This is a genomic window from Bacillus sp. EKM208B, from assembly GCF_011800725.1.
GTDB lineage: Bacteria > Bacillota > Bacilli > Bacillales > Bacillaceae > Bacillus > Bacillus velezensis.
The window spans coordinates 81,366-100,706 of record NZ_JAANHO010000009.1; the positions used below are offsets into that span (position 1 = coordinate 81,366).

Annotated in this window: 20 protein-coding genes; 4 read left to right on the forward strand and 16 right to left on the reverse strand. The window is 47.9% G+C overall.

From position 1 onward, the window contains the following. Nucleotides 1-14: 14 nt before the first annotated feature. Nucleotides 15-398, forward strand: a complete 384-nt coding sequence (locus G9F75_RS15855; protein ID WP_014418761.1) for a hotdog fold thioesterase — start codon at nt 15-17, stop codon at nt 396-398. Nucleotides 399-437: 39 nt separating this feature from the next. Here G9F75_RS15855 and mnhG read toward each other — a convergent pair whose 3' ends face one another. Genes mnhG through G9F75_RS15890 form a run of 7 tightly spaced genes read right to left on the reverse strand, consistent with a single transcriptional unit; the run spans nt 438 to nt 6,207 of the window. After that, entirely contained in the window at nt 438-812 is a 375-nt protein-coding gene (gene mnhG, locus G9F75_RS15860; RefSeq protein ID WP_003152056.1) for a monovalent cation/H(+) antiporter subunit G, read from the reverse strand. After that, on the reverse strand, nt 796-1,080 hold the full coding sequence (locus G9F75_RS15865) for a Na(+)/H(+) antiporter subunit F1 (RefSeq protein ID WP_012118311.1): 285 nt from the start codon (nt 1,078-1,080) through the stop codon (nt 796-798). Before G9F75_RS15865 ends, mnhG begins: the two co-directional genes overlap by 17 nt. Further along, nucleotides 1,080-1,556 carry a Na+/H+ antiporter subunit E gene (locus G9F75_RS15870; RefSeq protein ID WP_154817911.1) on the reverse strand — a complete coding sequence of 159 codons (477 nt, stop codon included), beginning with the start codon at nt 1,554-1,556 and terminating at the stop codon, nt 1,080-1,082. The genes G9F75_RS15865 and G9F75_RS15870 overlap by 1 nt, the downstream gene beginning before the upstream one ends. A gap of 5 nt (nt 1,557-1,561) precedes the next feature. Then, entirely contained in the window at nt 1,562-3,043 is a 1,482-nt protein-coding gene (locus G9F75_RS15875) for a Na+/H+ antiporter subunit D (protein ID WP_167409228.1), read from the reverse strand. Continuing rightward, on the reverse strand, nt 3,036-3,377 hold the full coding sequence (locus G9F75_RS15880; protein WP_003152063.1) for a Na(+)/H(+) antiporter subunit C: 342 nt from the start codon (nt 3,375-3,377) through the stop codon (nt 3,036-3,038). Before G9F75_RS15880 ends, G9F75_RS15875 begins: the two co-directional genes overlap by 8 nt. Beyond that, on the reverse strand, nt 3,377-3,808 hold the full coding sequence (locus G9F75_RS15885) for a Na(+)/H(+) antiporter subunit B (protein ID WP_007613424.1): 432 nt from the start codon (nt 3,806-3,808) through the stop codon (nt 3,377-3,379). The genes G9F75_RS15880 and G9F75_RS15885 overlap by 1 nt, the downstream gene beginning before the upstream one ends. After that, on the reverse strand, nt 3,805-6,207 hold the full coding sequence (locus tag G9F75_RS15890) for a Na+/H+ antiporter subunit A (RefSeq protein WP_127010594.1): 2,403 nt from the start codon (nt 6,205-6,207) through the stop codon (nt 3,805-3,807). Before G9F75_RS15890 ends, G9F75_RS15885 begins: the two co-directional genes overlap by 4 nt. Nucleotides 6,208-6,451: 244 nt before the next feature. On the opposite strand from G9F75_RS15890, the gene G9F75_RS15895 reads away from it, so the two are divergent. Further along, the gene (locus G9F75_RS15895; protein WP_100262140.1) at nt 6,452-6,670 is read left to right on the forward strand and encodes a hypothetical protein; all 219 of its coding nucleotides are present in this window, start codon (nt 6,452-6,454) and stop codon (nt 6,668-6,670) included. Between the two features lie 44 nt (nt 6,671-6,714). Here the strand turns inward: G9F75_RS15895 and nupQ are convergent, their stop codons facing one another. The 6 genes from nupQ to malK form a co-directional block, all read right to left on the reverse strand. Further along, the gene (gene nupQ, locus G9F75_RS15900) at nt 6,715-7,674 is read right to left on the reverse strand and encodes a guanosine ABC transporter permease NupQ (protein ID WP_003152071.1); all 960 of its coding nucleotides are present in this window, start codon (nt 7,672-7,674) and stop codon (nt 6,715-6,717) included. Continuing rightward, on the reverse strand, nt 7,675-8,721 hold the full coding sequence (locus G9F75_RS15905) for an ABC transporter permease (protein ID WP_128496838.1): 1,047 nt from the start codon (nt 8,719-8,721) through the stop codon (nt 7,675-7,677). Continuing rightward, nucleotides 8,714-10,246, reverse strand: coding sequence for an ABC transporter ATP-binding protein (locus G9F75_RS15910; protein WP_128496836.1), 1,533 nt, complete (start codon nt 10,244-10,246; stop codon nt 8,714-8,716). The genes G9F75_RS15905 and G9F75_RS15910 overlap by 8 nt, the downstream gene beginning before the upstream one ends. Before the next feature lie 141 nt (nt 10,247-10,387). Next, complete coding sequence (locus G9F75_RS15915; protein ID WP_007408665.1) at nt 10,388-11,461, reverse strand: BMP family lipoprotein; 1,074 nt, start codon at nt 11,459-11,461, stop codon at nt 10,388-10,390. Nucleotides 11,462-11,862: 401 nt separating this feature from the next. Then, nucleotides 11,863-12,570, reverse strand: coding sequence for a response regulator (locus G9F75_RS15920; RefSeq protein WP_003152077.1), 708 nt, complete (start codon nt 12,568-12,570; stop codon nt 11,863-11,865). After that, the gene (malK, locus tag G9F75_RS15925) at nt 12,563-14,164 is read right to left on the reverse strand and encodes a malate sensor histidine kinase MalK (protein WP_014418754.1); all 1,602 of its coding nucleotides are present in this window, start codon (nt 14,162-14,164) and stop codon (nt 12,563-12,565) included. The genes G9F75_RS15920 and malK overlap by 8 nt, the downstream gene beginning before the upstream one ends. 174 nt (nt 14,165-14,338) lie before the next feature. Between malK and G9F75_RS15930 the strand changes: the two genes are divergently transcribed. Further along, the gene (locus tag G9F75_RS15930; RefSeq protein ID WP_007408662.1) at nt 14,339-14,896 is read left to right on the forward strand and encodes a YufK family protein; all 558 of its coding nucleotides are present in this window, start codon (nt 14,339-14,341) and stop codon (nt 14,894-14,896) included. A 14-nt stretch (nt 14,897-14,910) separates the two neighbouring features. On the opposite strand, the gene G9F75_RS15935 is transcribed toward G9F75_RS15930, so the two are convergent. The 3 genes from G9F75_RS15935 to G9F75_RS15945 all read right to left on the reverse strand — a co-directional run bounded on the left by G9F75_RS15935 (nt 14,911) and on the right by G9F75_RS15945 (nt 18,554). After that, on the reverse strand, nt 14,911-15,324 hold the full coding sequence (locus G9F75_RS15935; RefSeq protein ID WP_022553703.1) for a thiol-disulfide oxidoreductase DCC family protein: 414 nt from the start codon (nt 15,322-15,324) through the stop codon (nt 14,911-14,913). Between the two features lie 21 nt (nt 15,325-15,345). After that, nucleotides 15,346-17,220 (reverse strand): transglycosylase domain-containing protein, encoded by a 1,875-nt coding sequence (locus tag G9F75_RS15940; RefSeq protein WP_014418753.1) that lies wholly within the window; start codon nt 17,218-17,220, stop codon nt 15,346-15,348. 89 nt (nt 17,221-17,309) lie between these two features. After that, on the reverse strand, nt 17,310-18,554 hold the full coding sequence (locus tag G9F75_RS15945; RefSeq protein ID WP_014418752.1) for a multidrug efflux MFS transporter: 1,245 nt from the start codon (nt 18,552-18,554) through the stop codon (nt 17,310-17,312). Nucleotides 18,555-18,704: 150 nt separating this feature from the next. On the opposite strand from G9F75_RS15945, the gene kapD reads away from it, so the two are divergent. Continuing rightward, entirely contained in the window at nt 18,705-19,322 is a 618-nt protein-coding gene (kapD, locus tag G9F75_RS15950; protein WP_003152084.1) for a 3'-5' exonuclease KapD, read from the forward strand. Nucleotides 19,323-19,341 lie beyond the last annotated feature (19 nt).

The window sequence follows — 19,341 nt, forward strand, 5'->3', positions numbered from 1 at the left end:
AGGGAGAATGACCTATGAATCTGAACAATACATTGCTCGGTGCACTCGGTATTGAAATCACTGAAAACACGCCGGAGAGATGCGTAGCGGTGATGCCGGTGGATAAGAGGACGGTGCAGCCTTTCGGATATCTGCATGGTGGCGCGTCAGCAGCGCTGGCGGAGACTGTTGCAAGTGTCGGGGCCCAGCATTTTATCGACAGGTCGAAACAGGCGTGTGTCGGGCTTGAGATTAATGCCAATCATTTGAAATCCGTGAAAGAGGGCGGGACGGTCACAGCGATTGCGAAACCCGTTCACACAGGCAGGGCAACCATTGTGTACGAGATTAACATTTTCGATGAACGGGAAAGGCTGATCTGTGTTTCCCGCTGCACGCTGGCTGTTATAACAAAATAAACAAACAGCCGGAACCCTGAATCGTCCGGCTGTTTGTTTTTACAAATATGAATCTTCTTTTCGTTTGATCACAAAGTTTCTGATCCCTTTGTAATCATCCTGAACGCTTCTTTTATCAAGCGCCGCTCCCGAATTGTACGCGGCCCTGCATATGAGGTGCGCTCCGACCGGCGCCGTCAGCAGGATAAAAATGATGCCGAGCAGTATTTTTACAGAAATTTCTCCGGTCAGCATCCACAAGTAGCCTAACACCCCGAGCAATACCAAATTAACGCCGAGTGTCGAGCCTTTTGAAGAGGCGTGGGCGCGCGTATACACATCAGGAAGCCTGAGTGTGCCGAAAGACGCGACCAGGCAGATCAGCGATCCCATCAGAATACAAACGGCGACGGCCCATTTAACGATTTCGATCATTTTCGATAATCTCTCCTTTCTCCAAAAACTTAGCAAAGGCAATCGTGCCGATAAACGATAAAATGCCGAGCAGCAGAATGATGTCCAAAAAGGCCGATGTGTTTAAGAGAATGGATACAAGCGCGGTCATGGCAATCAGATTAATGCCGATCCCATCAAGCGCGACGACCCGGTCCGGTATCGTAGGCCCTTTTATGACGCGAATGACGTACAGAAGAGTCGAAACCGCCATAATGCCGAGTGATAATTGCAGAATAAACGTAAACATCAGCGGCTCACCTCCTGAATGGCTTTCTCAAAAGAGACGCGGATGTCATGGATCGCTTTCTCCGCATCTTCAATGTCCATGGCGTGTATATAGAGAATCGACCGGTCATCGGAGATATCCATCACGAGCGTACCCGGTGTTAAAGTGATTAACAGCGAGAGCAGCGTGATCTCCCAATCCTCCGTCAATTCCGTCTTAAACGCGAAAATGCCCGGGCGGATGTTCAGTTTCGGCGATATAACGGTTTTCAGCACGCTGACATTGGCCAAATATAATTCTTTTATAAAGATCAGCATCAGTTTGATGACCGACCATATTTTCCAAATGTAAAACGGCCGCGAGAAGAAGCGCCGGAAAAAAAACAGCGCCGCCAAGCCCGCGATAAATCCGGTCAAAAAACCCGCCGCGCTGAGGCTGTTTGTGAGTAACATCCAGCAAACAGCGAGAAGAACATTTAATAATAGTTGAAAAGCCATGCCATCTACTCCTTCAAAACAGCTTCAATGTATTTTTCCGGATTCAGCAGATTCTCAGCCGTCTGATTAACATACGGTGAAACCCATTCGGTTCCGAGCCCGAACAGAAGCGACAAAAGGAGAAAAGCGGCTGCCGGATAAAGAAGTCCTTTTGCGGACCGTCCGCCTGCGCCGGGGATTTCTTTTTCTTCCCCCCAAAAAGCCGTCGTAAAAACCTTCAGCACGGAATAGAGCACAAGCAGGCTTGATAAGAGAATCAATACGGAAAACAATGTTTCCCCCTTATCGAACCCGCCTTCCGCGATCTTCAGCTTGCCCACAAATCCGCTGAACGGCGGGATGCCGGCCAAAGATATGGCTGAAATAAAGAACATCCATCCTAAAACGGGATAACGGGTGATCAGTCCGCCCATTTTATGCAGGCTGGCAGTGCCTGTCAATGCGATAAGCGTGCCGGCAAGCATAAACAGCGCTCCTTTAATCAGCATATCGTGAATCAAGTAATAAACCGCTCCTTGAATGGAGGCCGGCGTGTTCATGGCAATGCCGAACAAAATCACGCCGACGGCTGTAATAATATTGTAGATGACGATTTTCATGACATCCGAAAAGGCGATAGATCCGATTACGCCGAATAACACCGTCAGCATCGCAAGCCACATCATCAATTGGTGGGTAAAGCCCGTATCGTGAATAAAGATCAGGGTGAATACTCTTAAAATGGCATACAGACCGACTTTCGTCAAAAGAGACCCGAATAAAGCCGAAATTGCAGCCGGCGGGGCGTAATAAGAGCCCGGCATCCAGAAATACAGCGGGAATATCCCGCCCTTTAAACCGAAAACGACGAGAAGAAGGACGCCGATGACGGTGATCAGCCCGGTCTGGCCCGATTCGCTTATTTTTACGCTTAGATCAGCCATATTCAGCGTGCCCGTCACCGCGTATAAGTAACCGACGCCGATGACAAAAAACGCGGATGACACAATGTTAAACACGATATACTTCAATGATTCTCTTAATTGAATTTTCGTTCCGCCAAGCACGATCAGCATATAGGACGCGATAAGCAGAAGCTCAAAAAAGACGTACATGTTGAACAGGTCACCCGTCAAAAACGCTCCGCTTACGCCGGCCAGAAGAAACTGCACCCCTGAATAATAGAAAGCGCGCTCCCTTTTTTCTCCGATGGAGCGGAAGGAGTACAGGATGACGAGCAGCCCGATTATGGCGGTCGTCAAAACAAGCAGTGCGGCGAGCTGATCCGAGGCGAGCACAATGCCGTACGGCGCTTTCCATCCGCCGAGTGTCAGCGTCTGAATTCCGTGTGTGAAAACAGTCTGAACGAGAGCGGCGCTGATGACGATGGAGACACAGGAAGCGGCAGTGCTGAATATCCGCATCAGCATCACGCGCCTGTTCATAAAAATCAGCAGCACTCCGGCAAGCAGCGGCACCAGAATAGGCAATATCACAAAGTTATTCATGTTGATCATTTCCCCTCATTCGATCCATATCGTCCGTTTTCAGTTCCTGATAGGCGCGAAACGCCATCACAAGCAGGAAGGACGTGACGCCGAACGAAATAACGATCGCCGTCAGTATGAGTGCCTGCGGCAGCGGATCGACAAACGACGTGCTTTTTCCGCCCAGTATGGGAGGAGCGCCTTTTTTCAGTCCGCCCATGGTCAGGAGCAGCAAATGGACGCCGTGGCTTAAAAGCGCGGTGCCGATAATCACGCGCAGCAGACTTTTAGAAAGCAGCAGGTAGGTTGCCGCCATAAACAAAATACCGGCAATGACAGACATTAAGATTTCCACTATTCTTCCTCTCCAATCGTTTGAATAATGGTCATCGTCACGCCGACAACAACGAGATACACACCTAAATCAAACAAAGTGGCCGTCGCAAGCTCCGTATTCCCAAGCACCGGGAGATGAAAATGGCCGAATGTATGGGTGAGAAAGGGTGCTCCGAATAAGAACGAACCTGCACCCGTTGCAATCGCGATAAGCAGACCCGCGCCCGCCACATAAATAAAATTGACAGGCAAAATCGATTTGACGGTTTTTAAATCAAAGGCCAAAAGCAACAGCACGATGGCCGAAGACGTAATCAGTCCGCCGACAAATCCTCCGCCGGGAGCGTTATGCCCCGATAAAAATAAATAGAAAGAGAAAAGCAGAATGATAAAAGATACAAGCTTCGTTGCCGTCTGAAGGATGATGTCGTTTGTTTTTTGCTGTCTCAACGCTCTTCTCCCTCCTCTTTTACTTTTGTTCTGATCATGCCGTAAATCCCGAGTGCGGCAATCGACAGCACCGTGATTTCAAACATCGTATCAAATCCCCTGAAATCAACGAGGATGACGTTGACGATATTGTTTCCTCCCCCGAGCTTATGGCTGTAAGCGGTGAAAAAGGAGGAGATGCTGTCTTTTGTTTTTTCGCTGGAAGACGCGATTCCGAGCATTGTCACGATCACGCCGACGCCGAGAGAAATGATAAAATTCGTCATCCGGAATGTTCTTGTCTTCTTTTTCCGCCGCATTTTCGGCAGATGGTAAAAACAAAGAAGAAACAAGGCGACGGATATCGTCTCAATGACGAGCTGCGTGAGCGCCAGATCGGGCGCTCTGAAAATCACGAAAAACAGCGCGAGTGTGTACCCGACAACACCGAGTGAGATAATGGCCGTCAGCCGCGATTTGGCGAACACAGTCGCAATCGTTGCGCTCACCATAACGAGGGACAGCACGATTTCATACAGGCCGATTTCAGCCATGCCTTTCACTGTCATGGAAAAGCCGCCTTTCATGACGAACGCCGCTCCGATGAGAATGATAAACGCCGCAAAAATATACAGCAGATAATCCCGCAAAAATCCGGTCATATACGATGACGTCAGCTGGTAAGATCTTTTTTCCATACTGCCTGTCACCGCATCGTAAAGCTTGTTCAGCGTCAGTTTTTTCGGAAACAGACCGTACAAACGCTCCCATTTAGACAGCGTTACGTAACCGATCGTGCCGACAATGATGATGCCGAGGGTCATCATTACCTCAGCCGTCACCCCGTGCCACCGGGAAATATGGACATGGAATGTATCTCCGCCGGTTAACAGAGCCGGATAAATGGAGTTCATCGCCGGTTCAATCAGGCTGTAAGACAAAACGTTCGGTGCAAAAAACAGACTGACGGCGCAAGCGGCAAGGATCACCGGCGAAATCAGCATGCCGAGCGGTGCTTCATGCGGCGTCTTTTCAAGCTGATCAGGTTTGCGCGCGCCGCTGAACGTTCTGAAAAACAGCTTCATGCTGTAGATGAAAGTGAAGACGCTCCCGATCCATGCGAGAACGGGGAACAGCACGCCCCACGTATCCAGGCTGAAAATATCTGCATGAGCAATCCGCAGCATACTTGTAAAGAACATTTCTTTACTTAAAAAGCCGTTAAACGGAGGGAGGCCCGCCATGGAAAACGTTCCGATCAGTGAAACGGTGAACGTTACCGGCATAAGCGCCATCAGGCCGCCGAGCCTGCGGATGTCCCGTGTTCCCGTTTCATGGTCGATAATGCCGACCGCCATAAATAAACTTCCTTTAAAAGTAGCATGGTTAATTAAGTGAAACACAGCCGCGGTGACAGCCGCCGTAAAATACTCTGAATGCTGGTAATGAAGTGCGGCGGCTCCTGCGCCGAGCATCGATACAATCATACCGAGCTGACTGACTGTGGAAAATGCCAGAATCGCTTTTAAATCGGTTTGTTTAATCGCATTGAAGGAAGCCCATACCATCGTGATCAGGCCGACTGAGGCAACCGTCCAAAACCAGACGGGTGAAAATGCAAAAACCGGACTGAATCTGGCAATCACATAAATGCCCGCTTTCACCATTGTAGCCGAGTGCAGATAGGCGCTGACAGGAGTCGGCGCCTCCATGGCATCAGGCAGCCAGATATAAAACGGAAACTGCGCTGATTTCGTAAAGGCTCCCAATAACAGGAGAACCATCGCCGGAATAAAGAACGGATGGCCTGCGATAATATGCACCTGGTTGACCATTTCCCTGATACTGAAAGAATCCGTCATCAGATACAGCAGGATAAAGCCGCCGAGCATGCACAGCCCGCCGCCGACGGTAATCAGCAGTGACTTTTCCGCACCGTAGCGTGATTTCTTCCGCTTATGCCAATACCCGATTAATAAGAAGGATGACAGGCTTGTCAGCTCCCAGAACATATAAAGAACGATAACGTTATCGACGAGCACAACGCCGAGCATCGCGCCCATAAACATCAGCAGGTACACATAAAAGGGGCCGAGCTTTTCTTTGTCCTTCGATAAGTAAAAAATACTGTAAAGCGTCACCAAAGAGCCGATGCCCGTAATCAATAAAGCGAATAACAGCCCGAGTCCGTCAATATAAACGGTATAGTTAATACCGAGGGACGGAATCCATTCGGCCGCATACCGGACGGTTTCCCCAGCCATTGTGACAGGGAGCTTGCTGATAAAGTAAACAAACAGCACAACGGGCACTATCAGCACAAACCAGCCTGTATGGACTTGTTTTACCCGTTTATAAAGAAAGGGAACGATAAATGCAAATAAAAAAGGCGCCAAAATCGCGAAATGTAACAGCTGCAACAGAAGACCTCCTTTGCTTGTTTTTTCATCAAGCAACTGCTTTATGTAAGAATGAATCAATCAATTCACGGTCATAGGACCCAGTACAAATTATATCGCACTTTTTTTTACCCTGCTACGGCATAATGTATTCCTTTCTGTGTTTTTGTGGTCTTTTGAACCTAAAATAAATTTATCAAATATCCTGATCTTTGTATATACATTTATCTTTCAGATCAAGCTTTTAAAAAAGGAGCTGGTCATTATGAAGAGAAAGGCGGCGGCCTGTATTGGAATATTTTGTTCTATTATTGCAGGAACATTCATAGCGGATGATTTCTGCAAAGGGAGGCAGAAGACGGAGGCAGATGAATGGGAGCGTTTTTTTCTCGGTGCGGAATACGCAGAAGACAAGCTGAGTGCGGCTGAATCAATGCAAACGCCGTTTCAGCCGCGTGAGTATATCAGAATCGTATATAGATGAAAAGAGTTCCGGCACCAGGGTGCGGAACTCTTTTTGTGTGGCAATCAGCGTTTTCCTTTAATGTAAGGGATGCCGTTGGCTTTAGGCGCGTCCGCGCGGCCGATGAAGCCGGCAAGCGCGAGAATGGTCAGAATGTAAGGAGCCATCAGCATGTATACATTCGGAATGTCTTTGAACAGGGGCAAAAGCGAGCCGATAATGCTCAAACTCTGTGCAAACCCGAAGAACAGTGCAGCCCCGAGCGCGCCGATCGGATGCCATTTGCCGAAAACCAGCGCGGCAAGAGCGATAAAGCCTTGCCCGGAAATGGTGGAGTGGGTGAAATCAAGCGCGATCGTGGAAGCATATACACCGCCGCCGAGCCCGCCGAACAGCCCGCTGATCATGACGCCGATATAGCGCATGCCGAACACGTTGATTCCCATCGTATCGGCCGCCATCGGATGTTCCCCGACAGAACGGATGCGGAGGCCGAACGGCGTTTTGAATAAAATAAACCAGGAAACAAAGGCCAGTACGATGGCTAAAATCGACGTATAATAGACGTCGGAAAAGAAAATCTTTCCTAAAACCGGAATATCGCTTAACCCGGGAATGTTCGTTTTGTAAAAGGGCTCCGGGATTTTATCAGTCTGCGCCTTTCCGTAAATCAGCTTGACGATAAACAGTGTCGCTCCTAACGCGAGCATATTGATCGCCACACCGGTTACCGTCTGATCGGCGCGGAAAGAAACTGCGGCCGCCGCGTGGATCAGTGAGAACAGTCCGCCGGCAATCATAGCCGCAGCCAGAGCGAGCCACGGAGCGGCGGCGCCAAGCTCGCGTCCGAAAAATAAGTTGAACATGACGCTTGTAAAGGCGCCGATAATCATCAGTCCTTCAAGACCGATGTTGACAACTCCCGATCTTTCAGAAAACACGCCGCCGAGAGCGGTTAAAATAAGCGGAGCCGCATATACGAGTGTTGCCGGGACAATAATGGATAAAATCTGCAGGAAGTCCACTTACTTCGCCCCCTTTTTCTTCAATTTATCAAGGATGAGACGGATGGCGTAGCTTGATGCCACAAACAAAATAATAATGGCGATGACGATGTCAACGACTTCAGAAGGCACCCCGGATTCAATCGGCATATTTAATGCCCCGACTTTAAGGCCGCCGAGAAGACATGCCGCCAGAACAACGCCGATTGCCGTGCTGCCGCCGAGAAGCGCAACCGCAATGCCGTCGAAGCCGACGCCGGTAAAGGCGCCCTTAACCGCCGCGTATTGAAAGGTTCCGAGTCCTTCCATCGCGCCGGCAAGCCCCGCGAAGGCGCCGGAAATCATCAGGGCGTACATCATATTTTTTCTGACGCTCATTCCGGCGTATTGTGCGGCGTGCTGGTTAAAGCCGACAGCCCGGAATTCAAATCCGCTTTTTGTTTTATGAATGATAAACCACATGAGAACTGCCGCAAACAGAGCGATCAGAATGCCCCAGTGAAGGCGGGAGTAATCTGTCAGCTGCTCTAAAAACGGCGAGCGGAGCGACGCGCTTTCATGAATTTTGTCTGTTTTGTCCCGGTGGTCCGTCATGACATCGGAAATGAGATAATTGGTTAAATGAAGAGCGATATAATTCATCATGATCGTGACAATCACTTCGTGGACAAAAAAACGGGCTTTTAAAAATCCGGGAATCAGGCCCCAAATGCCGCCCGCAGCCGCGGCCGCCAATAACGAAAGCGGAAGGTGGATGTAAGCGGGGGCGTCAAAGGAAGCGCCGACCCACACCGCGGCGGTCCAGCCGACAAGGAGCTGTCCTTCAACCCCGATATTAAACAGGCCGGTCCGAAATGCGAATGCCACGGCCAATCCGGACAAAATATATGGCGTAATCTGCCGGATCGATTCCCCGATGTAATACACTTCACCGAAAATGCCGCTCCAAAGAGCCGAATACCCGCTTACGACATTGTAGCCGCTGGCGAGCATGATGACCGCACCCGCAGCTAACCCAAGGATGATCGCAATCAGCGGCACAGCCAGATGAGAAAGTCGATTAATCATGTGTTTTCCCCGCCTCCATTTGCTTACTTCCCGCCATTAAAAGTCCGAGCTCCTGCTCGTTTGTTTCAAGCGGATTGACGTTTGCGATGATGCTGCCTTCAAAGATGACGGCGATGCGATCGCTGAGATTCATTATTTCATCAAGTTCAAAAGATAACAGAAGCACCGCTTTACCGGCATCACGCTGCTCAATGAGCTTTTTATGGACGAATTCAATCGCGCCGACATCGAGTCCCCGCGTCGGCTGGGCCGCAATTAAAAGATCCGGATTTCTGTCCACTTCCCGGCCGATAATGGCCTTTTGCTGATTCCCCCCGGAGAGAGCGCGCGCAGGCGTATATTCATCAGGTGTTCTGACATCGTATTCTTCAATCAGGCTTCGCGCTTTGTCATAAATCGTGTGTTTATTTAGTATGCCGAAAGAAGAGTAGGGCTTTTGGTAATAACTTTGCAGCACGATATTTTCTCCGATCGGAAAATCAAGGACGAGCCCGTGTTTATGCCTGTCCTGCGGAATATGCCCGATGCCGGCTTCAGTGACTTTCCTGGGCGGTATGTTTTGCAGCTGTTTGCCGTTTAACGTGATCGTGCCGGCATTTGTTTTTCTGAGACCTGTAATGGCTTCAATTAATTCAGACTGGCCGTTTCCGTCAACGCCCGCAATGCCGACGATTTCACCGGCTCTGACTGAGAGGGAGAGCTGCTTGACCGCCTCAACGCCGCGCGCGTCTTCAACCGTTACATCAGAAAGTGAAAGCACTTCTTGTTTCGGATCGGCCGCTTGTTTATCCGTCTTGAATGACACTTCGCGTCCGACCATCAGGCTTGCCAGTTCATCTTGATCCGTATGTGCGACATCGAGAGTTGTAATGCCTTTTCCTTTCCGGATGATGGTGACACGATCGCAGACTTCCATAATCTCTTTTAATTTGTGGGTGATGAGGATAATTGATTTTCCTTCATTGACAAGATTTTTCATAATCTGAATCAGTTCTTGAATTTCGTGCGGAGTCAGCACCGCGGTCGGCTCGTCAAAAATGAGAATGTCGGCGCCCCGGTAGAGGGTCTTTAATATTTCCGCCCGCTGCTGCATACCGACGGAAATATCGGCAACTTTGGCTTCAGGATCAATGTGCAGGCCGTAACGGTCGGAAATATCGCGCACGTCCCGGTCGGCGCGCTGTCTGTCAATCCGGCCGAAAGTTTTCGGCTCTTTTCCGAGAATGATATTTTCTGAGACGGTAAAGGTATCCACAAGCATAAAATGCTGGTGCACCATCCCGATGCCAAGATCGTTGGCTTTGTTCGGGCTGTTGATGTGAACGCGTTCGCCCCGCACCCGGATCTCGCCTTTTTCCGGCTGATACAGGCCGAATAAAACGTTCATGAGTGTCGATTTTCCGGCGCCGTTTTCACCGAGAAGGGCGTGTATTTCGCCTTTTTTCACTTGAAGCGTGACGTCATCATTGGCGACGATTCCGGGAAACTCCTTGCGTATATTAAGCATTTCAATGATATAATCCACCGATTTGACGCTCCTTTTCAGAGATACTTTGATGAGAAAGAGCTTGGCAAAAGAAAAGCTGCAAGAGATGCAGCTTTTCCTTCACCGCTCTTTTCATAAAAGAGAGGGGATAAGCACGGAAGTCTCCTTATCCCCTGATTCTTACTCAGCCTTGAAGGATTTCAATTCTTTTTCAGTTGAAGGGATCTCGAGTCCGTCCGCGATTTTCTTCTTCCAATCGTCTGTTGCTTTGATGACATCGTCAGAAAGGTTCTCCTTGTGATCCGAGATGCCAACTGCATCTTGCGCCAAACCGTATGTTAATGTTTTGCCGCCCGGGAATTTCCCGTCACTCGCTTTTTTCGTTAAGTCCTCTACGGCTGTATCCACTTTTTTGACCATTGATGTGAGAGTGACATTGTCTTTTGTGCCTTTGACTTGACCTTCCGCGTACTGGTCTTTATCAACACCGATAACCCATACGTTCCGCTTCGGATCTTCTTTTTTCAGATTTTTCGCTTCTGTGAAGACGCCCGTTCCCGTTGCGCCGGCCGCGTGATAAATGACGTCAACGCCTGATTTGTACATGCTTTCAGCCGTCGCCTTACCGACATCGGCTTTGTCAAATCCGCCCGCATATTTCACTTCGACGGTCGCTTTCGGATTTGCGGCTTGTACACCCGCGCGGAAGCCGATTTCGAATTTTTTGATCAATTCAGACTCCATTCCGCCCACGAATCCGACTTTTCCCGTTTTGCTCGATAGCGCAGCGGCCGCTCCCACGAGGAATGAACCTTCCTGCTCCTTAAATGTAAGGCTCGCCACGTTGTCTTTTTTGACAACGGCGTCAATGATCGCAAAATTTGTGTCTTTGCGCTGATCGGCGATTTCGCTGATGGAATCCTGCATCAGATACCCGACGCCGTAAATCAGGTCAAAGTGTTCCCGCGCTAATTTATTTAAGTTCGTTGTATAATCCGCATCTGATTTTGATTGAAGATAGTCAAAACCGCTTTTGCCTTTTGTAAGCCCGTTGTCTTTTCCGAATGCCTGAATACCTTCCCAGGCGGACTGGTTAAATGATTTGTCATCGACACCGCCGATATCCGTTACCATGCCGACGGTAAAGTTTTTGCTGCCGGAGCCGTTTGCTTTGTCACTTGAACCGCATGCGCTTAATATGGTTCCGGCCGCCGCGATGAGCGCCATCGCCATTCCGATTTTGCGTTTTTTCAAAGATATAACCCCCCTGTAAAATATGGCTGTGCCGTTCAATTCAGACTTGAGTCCCCGTACCGGATGCAGAATCGAAAAAACTTTCTGATAATAATGATGAGACGTCTCTCTTTTTCCCGCCTTGAGCGGCTGTCTCTTCCGGGTTCGGGACTTATGACTTATCTGAAAAGATCTGCTAACCAATCATAATTTATCATTTTACCCGCCATAAATAAATAGAAATTTGCTTATTTTTTAAAAAATATCAATTTTATGAATCGGCTTCCTCATCTGGATAAAACAGAGGAGGATCAGCCGGGTCATTATCCTTATATAGCATATCAAAAAGGAATCTCAAGCCTTTTGTCACGGGATATGACAGTAAAAAAGCACCGTTCACAGCGGAACGGCGCTTTTTGACATTATAAATATTGTTTGATGCTGCTGACATTGCCGGTGTTGATATGATATTGAAAGACGGGTCTGCCGATCGTGCCGTACGCCATCTCTACATTCAGCACTTGTATGTCTTCCAGAAATTTAAGGTATTTCCGGATGGAGACTTGCGAGATTTCAGTATGCTTGGCGAGATCTTCCGTGGTAAAAGAGCCGTCACCGAAAGACTCAATGCTCGCCCAGATGAGTTTAAGCGTGCTTTTTGTCAATCCCTTCGGAAGGTGAACCTTTTCCGCCGCTTCTTTCTTTTGAAAAAGCTCGGCATCCAATTCTTTCTGTGTCATGCTTCTGTGTGATTGATAAACTTTCTGCTTGCGTCTGTAGTCGGAAAGAGCGGTTTGAAAGCGGTCAAATTCAAATGGTTTGATTAAATAATCGACGGCGCCGTACCGAAGCGTTTTTTTGATGACGTCCAGCTCGCTTGCGGCCGAAATGACGATGACATCAACCGATTCATTTTGCTTGCGGATTTCCGTTAAAAGCTCAAGCCCGTTTTTTCCCGGCATGTAAATGTCAAGAAGGATGAGATCGATATGATGCTCGCTCAGCACGTGCAGCGCGCTTTGAAAGGATGATGCGATCCCTTTCAGCTGAAATCCTTCAATCTGGCTGAGATAGCGTTTATTTAATTCACCCACCATGGGGTCGTCTTCAACTATGAGTACATTAATCATCATTTTCCTCCTTCGGTTCATACGGAATGCGAAGACTGAAAGTCGTTCCTTCATTCTTTTCACTTGTCACAATCATATGGCCTTTTAAATTTTCTGTTGCCTGCTGGGTGAAATAGAGGCCGAACCCCCGGTTTGTCCCTTTCGTGGAATAACCTTGTTCAAAAATACGGGCTTGGTCTGCCGCAGACATTCCGGCTCCCGTGTCCGTAATCTCTATATCAAGCTGGCGATCCTGAAACCGCATTGAGCACGTAATGTTTTTTTTCGGCATCTGCGCCACCGCGTCGAGCGCGTTGTTTAACAGGTTTCCGATAATCGTAATGAGCTCATGGATGACGGCCGGATCTGCCGCATTCGGGATCAGGCTGCCGAGCTGAATGTCCAGATCAGCACCCTGTTCGCGTATGTAGCTTTGTTTTCCTAGAAGAAACCCTGCGAGAACCGGACTTTTGACATCACTTATAATCTCGCTTGTTTCCGTCTTCTGCTGAATGGCAATGTCCTTAATGTAAGTGCCGAGATCATCGTATTCTTTTAACTGGACAAGCCCTAAAATGACATGAAGCTTATTCATGAATTCATGAGACTGGGCTCTTAATGCGTTTGCATACATTTTAACACCGGACAGCTGTTCTGCTAAATGTTTGACCTCCGTTTTGTCCCTGAACGTGGCGATCGCTCCGACGGTTTGTCCTTTCAGATGAATCGGAACCTCATTAAAGACCAGCTCAAGCCCGTTAATGCGGATATCCCTGTCCTGAAGCGGTTTTTTCGTTTCAATCACCTGTTTCAGCCGGCTTTTCGGGAGAATATCGTTCACATCTTGATCGACCGGATTAGTCGGAATACCCATTTTAATAAAAAGCCGTTTCGCTTCCGCATTGGCAAGCTTAATTTTTCCCCGCGCGTCAACCGCCAGGATGCCTTCCTTCGTTGATTCGAGCATGGCGCTCCGCTCTTCCAGCAGGGTGGCGATTTCATAAGGCTCAAGACCGTACATAATGTTTTTGACGGTGCGGGCGACAATGACGGCTCCGATGACGCCGACAAAAATACTTACGCAGATGATGAAATAAAGCGGTCTCAAACTGTGGCTGACGACATCCTGTATTTTGTTAAGCGAAATTCCGACCGAAACGACGCCCACTTGTTTTTTATCTTTTCCATAGATCGGTACGAAGGCTCTCATGGATTTCCCGAGGGTTCCCGCTGATGTGCTCGTTTTGATATGGCCGTGCATCGCCGGCTGTTCGTCTCCGCCGGTGAATTTCTTCCCGATTTTATTTGCGTCGGGGTGGGTGAGGCGGATGCTGTTCATATCCATCACCACGACAAATTCGGTTCCTGTCGTATGCTGGACGTCTAATGTATAATCCCGGAGCTCTTTCAGCCCTTTTCTTGTTTGCAATGCCTGCGTGACACTCGGTGTTTCCGCGACCAGCTTTGCGGTGCGCAGCGCGGTTGTCCGTTCTTCTTCTTTCACGCGGTCTGCTGTTTGGACGCTGATCGTGAAAAAGGTGATACAAAGTGCGATAAGGACGACAATACAGACGAATATCGTTAATCGGGTTTGCAATTTTAATGTTTTTTTCATAACAGCCTTCCTTACGTTTATCATTCCCGCGTTCTACTTTACTCCGAAAAAGCCGGTTTGTGAAGATCAGGCCCTTATTTCGTAAAAGTGAGGAAAAATGGTATTTTTTATCTTGTCAATGTGTTTTAAGTCCTCCATAATAAGTGAGGTAGATTACAGAAAGGGACTTTTTATATGAAAAATACTTATTGGACGGGTTATTTTCCGCTCGTTGCGATTCTGCTTTTTAGTTCGTCATTATCCATTTCTACCTCGCTTTATGTCATGAAGATACTTCAGACGCTCGGCATGTATCAGGGGATGCTGGATTATTTCTCTGAGAAAGGGATCAGACTGGCGCTTTTTGCAGCGTTCGCCCTTGTGTATTTTATGCTCTTTTCGGCTTTGAAGCTGATTGCAAACACAGTGACAGAGCTGTCTCTTTTGTTTTTCACAAATGACCCTGAGGGGGACAATCTGAAAAAAATCAGATTAGGCTCTTTAATTTATGTAGGCGGAGGAATTCTTTCCTTTGCGCTCGTGCAGAATGGTTTTTGGATTGCGGCGTTATTTGCCGTTGTTACGCTCGTTTATTTGATTTTCATGGTGTACAGAATCTATTCGACACTCTCTATCGTTTCGCTGATCGGTTTTATATTGCTTGAGATTCTGTTTTGGTTTACTTTTGTTATCGGTATTTTGTACATCTTTATCAAGCTTTATAATAGCATAATGGCTAGCTTACCTGTGTAAGCTAGCCATTTTTGTTAAGACAGAAATCTGTTTTTGATCTCAGGGGAGGGGAGCATGCATGCTTCCCTTTTTCCGAACCATTTGTAACGGCGCCGGGCGATGAAAGAATAGGCTCTGTCCCTGAGGGGGCGGGGCACTGCGAAAAAAACCGCTGACAGCCGCCAGGCTCCGCGGAGATGACGTGAAACCTTTAACACGGCTGCGGATTTTTTGTATATCCGCCCGTTTTCGATAAAAATCATGCTGTCAAATTGTTCTGTCGGAAGTCCTTCTGATGCCAAAAGCTCCCGGGCGGTATCTGATTGCAATGAAGCAAATGAGATTTTGCCGGTCGGATCGCGTTTAATGATGAATTGAACGGCGCCGCTGCATAAGTTGCAGACGCCGTCAAACAAAAGCACGCGGTCCGGAAGCTGAGCTGGTTTCAAAGCGGATCCCCTCCGTTATCTTTAGTAAGCTGCCTGCAGCGTGTTTTTCCAGATCGAAAGCTGAGGGCTTGCGTCATGAAGATATTCGACGCTTGACGGTGTATCCTTGCCGACCCATACCCCCATCGTATAAGCGTCCGTCAGACCGACAAACCACATATCGTGATAGTCATTTGACGTTCCTGATTTTCCGCCGACGTACGGAGCTTTAAAGTTCGCTTTCTTTCCTGTACCGCTTTTGACGACGGCTTTCATCATTTCTTTGATCTGCATGTTGGTCCGCACGCTGAATACCTGCGTCGGCTCATCTTTCCATTTTAATATCGTTTTTCCTTTTAAATCAGTCACTTTTGTAATCGCGTGACTCGGCGTATAAACGCCGTTGTTGCCGAACGTGGTATACGCATTGGTCATTTCAAGCGGCGTCATGCCGTTTGTAAAACCGCCAAGCGCCGCAGGCAGACGGTAATCCGCGCTGACCAGCTTCGCGAAATGAAACGGTTCAAGGTAGCTGAACGCCTTATTGACGCCGACGCGGTCCATGATTCTGATGGCTGGTGTGTTGTACGAGTATTTAAACGCCGTTTCCAGCGTGACCGTGCCGTACGTGCGGTTATTATAGTTCTGCGGGCAGTAATCCGCACTGCAGAATTTGCTTGCGTCAATCTTGCTGTGTGGCGTTGCGCCGGTCTTTTCAATGTAAGGTCCGTAATCAAGCAGCGGCTTAATGGATGAACCGGGCTGTCTGTATGCTTGATAGGCGCGGTTGAAATCATATTTATGATAATCTTTCCCGCCTGAAAGCGCGATAATCTGATGCGTCTGATGATTAATCACGGCCGCTCCGCCCTGGACGCCTGCATACGGCAGATTTTGATTCACTTGGGCGACGACCTGGTTTTGCATATACGGATTCAGCGCCGTATAAATCTTCACGCCGTCTTTTAACAATGTGCTGACCCTGTCGGAAAGCTCACTCTGTATTTTTTGTTTCGCCTTTCCGGAAGCTTTTTCAAGACGTTTGTCATAGCCTTCGGATGATGAAACAAGCTGTGTGAATTCATCATTTACATAGGAAACATAGTCAGGATATTTATTTGTTTTTTCGTTTATATCAAGCTTGATCTTTTCCTTTTCGGCTTTTTTCAGCTGTTTCCCGGATATAACGCCTGCTTTTTTCAATCCGTTAAGCAATCTGACTTGTCGTTTTTTCGTATAATCAAAATGCTTGAGAGGATCATATAATGTAGGGTTATTAGGGATAGCGCAGATAAAGGCCATCTCTCCCAAAGTGAGAGATTTCAGCGGCTTGCTGAAATAAAATTGTGCCGCCGAACCGACGCCGTATACGCCGTTATTAAAATAAATCGTATTTAAGTAGCCTTCTAAAATCTCATCTTTGCTGTATTTTTTCTCAAGCTGATAGGAATAGGCCAGCTCCGTCAGTTTTCGGCTGAAGGTGCGTTCATGGCTTAAATACACATTCCTTGCCAGCTGCTGGGTGATGGTGCTGGCGCCCTGATCAATTTTATGATCTTTGAAATTGGAGGCGGCCGCCCTGACCATCCCCATAAAGTCAAACCCTTTATGCTCATAAAAATGACGGTCTTCAGAGGTTAAAAACAGCTGTTTTACCTCATTCGGTATTTTATTAAAGGGCACGATCACGCGGTTCTCATGATCGCTGACAATCTCAGAAACAAGGCTTCCGTCCCTGTCATACATGTAACTGTTTTGAACCAGGTTGATCGCTTTTAAATCAATATGTTTATCGAGCACCTGATCAAAAGGCTTGATTTGTTTTACCTCTTTGCCGGAAGCAATAACTGTAAATGCAAACAACGGGATAATGCCGAGCAGCAAAATCCATCCGATTATTTTACGTACCATGGTCACTCTCTTTTCTCCTGATTTCTAGCCATATCGTATCATTCTTTTAAGAATACGAGAAGGTTAAATTTAGAAGAAATCGTGATCGCTGCCGGTCAGCCCGCATTTGACGCTGTATCCTTTTGCAAATGTCCCGCCATCCATAAAAGCCCCGCGCCTATTAAAAAGAGAAAGGCGGTGACGTAGAAAGCAGCCGAAATGGAAAAACCGCTCGAGACCGCACCTCCGAGCAGAGGGCCGAGCACATTTCCGAGAAAACGAAAGCTGACGTTATAGCCGAGCACCTCTCCCTGGATGCTGCCCGGCGCCCTGACGCGGATTGCGGCCGTAATGCAGGGGAGCGTGCCGCCCATGACCATGCCGAACAGAAATCTGAAGACTAACAGAATGGAGAGGGAGGAGGCGAGCGCCTGCGGAATGAAAAACACCGCTGAGGCAATCAAAAGCACGATTAAGATCCGGCTGTGGCCGAAGCGGTCGCCGAAGTCCCCCCATTTCCGGGCAAGCAATAAGCTTCCGAGTCCGGTCGCTGAAAACGCCATTCCGGAGAAAAAAGCTAAATTAACAGGTCCGTGCAGCTCATTGACATATAAAGCGAGCAGCGGCTGAATGCTGAAATTGCCGGTCTGCACGATCATAGTAAGCACCATCATCGCCCAAAGCGCGGGCTGGTGAAAAATATAGGAGAGCACCTGTTTTCTGGAATAGGTTTTCCGCTTGTTTTGTTTCTCGCCGAGCGGCTGCTCATTCACCTGAAATAAAACGAGAAGCACAGATGCGAAAATGACAAAGGACGTAATAAAAAATGTGTACGTAAACCCGAAGCTGTCAGCGAGCAGCCCGCCCAGCATCGGTCCGAATAAAGTTCCTGACACCTGACCCATCTGCAGCGTGCCGAGCGTCTTCCCGGCAGTCTCTTTCGGCGTCTGCGCCGAAATCATGGCAAGCGATGTCGGAACAAAGCCTGTTACTAGACCCATAAGCAGCCGCAGGACAAACAGCTGATAAACGGATGTCACAAACCCCATCAATAAAATGCTGATGGCAATGCCGGTTCCTGTAATCAAGAGAATTTTTTTGTAGCCGCGCTTATCGCCGAATCTTCCCCAAAACGGGGAAATCACAAATGCCATTAAAAACGTGACGCCGAACACATACCCGCTCCATCTCTGCACATACCCGCCCGAATGGGGGCTGATCGTTTCGATATATAACGAAAGAAACGGAACAATCATGGTCATGCTGGCGGAAATAAAGAAATTTGTAATCCAAATGACGACGAAGTTCTTCTTACGGACAGAAATAACATCACCTTCTTTACTTTTCGTGTATCTAATCATTAGTATATAGGAATGAATCCGGTATTTGTATTTTCGATGCGGATATAGGAAAATTCATTATTTTTAGAAAATGAAGAAAGTTTCAGAGGGGAAACTGATATACTATCATAAAATATCATTTTTGATCGGAGGAAAGGCAGGTGTAAAAAAGTGGATCAGCGCAGTCTGCTCATTATTGATTTTGAATTTACGATGCCTGACGGAAAATACAGCCCGCAAAATTTCTTTCCCGAGATTATTGAAGCGGGGATTGTCAAGACGGTGAATGATGAAGTGACTGAAACGTTTTCGAGTTATATCAAACCGAAAAAATTTCCGAAGCTGACGAAACGATGCAAAACCTTTCTGAACATCACCCAAAAAGACGTGGACGGCGGAATCACGTTTAATGAATTCATCCGCAAATTAAATGAGCTTGATCCTGATAAAAACTGCACGATCGTCACCTGGGGCAATATGGATATGAAAGTGTTAAAGCAAAATTGCATGTTTAACCATATCCCTTTTCCGTTCAAAGGAGAACTTCGGGATCTGTCCCTTGAATACAAAAACTTCTTCGGCGACAGAACATTGACCGGCCTTTGGAAAGCGGCAGAAGAGTATGGCGATAAAGGGACGGGCACGCATCATAAAGCGCTGGATGATGCGCGGACGACATACAAATTATTCAAGCTTGTCGAGCGGGATAAACAATATCTTGAAAAACCGAAACCTCCGACGATCGGTGATCGCGTCGATCTGACTGAACTGTTTCGCCGGGCCACATAAAAAAACCCAATCATGCCGA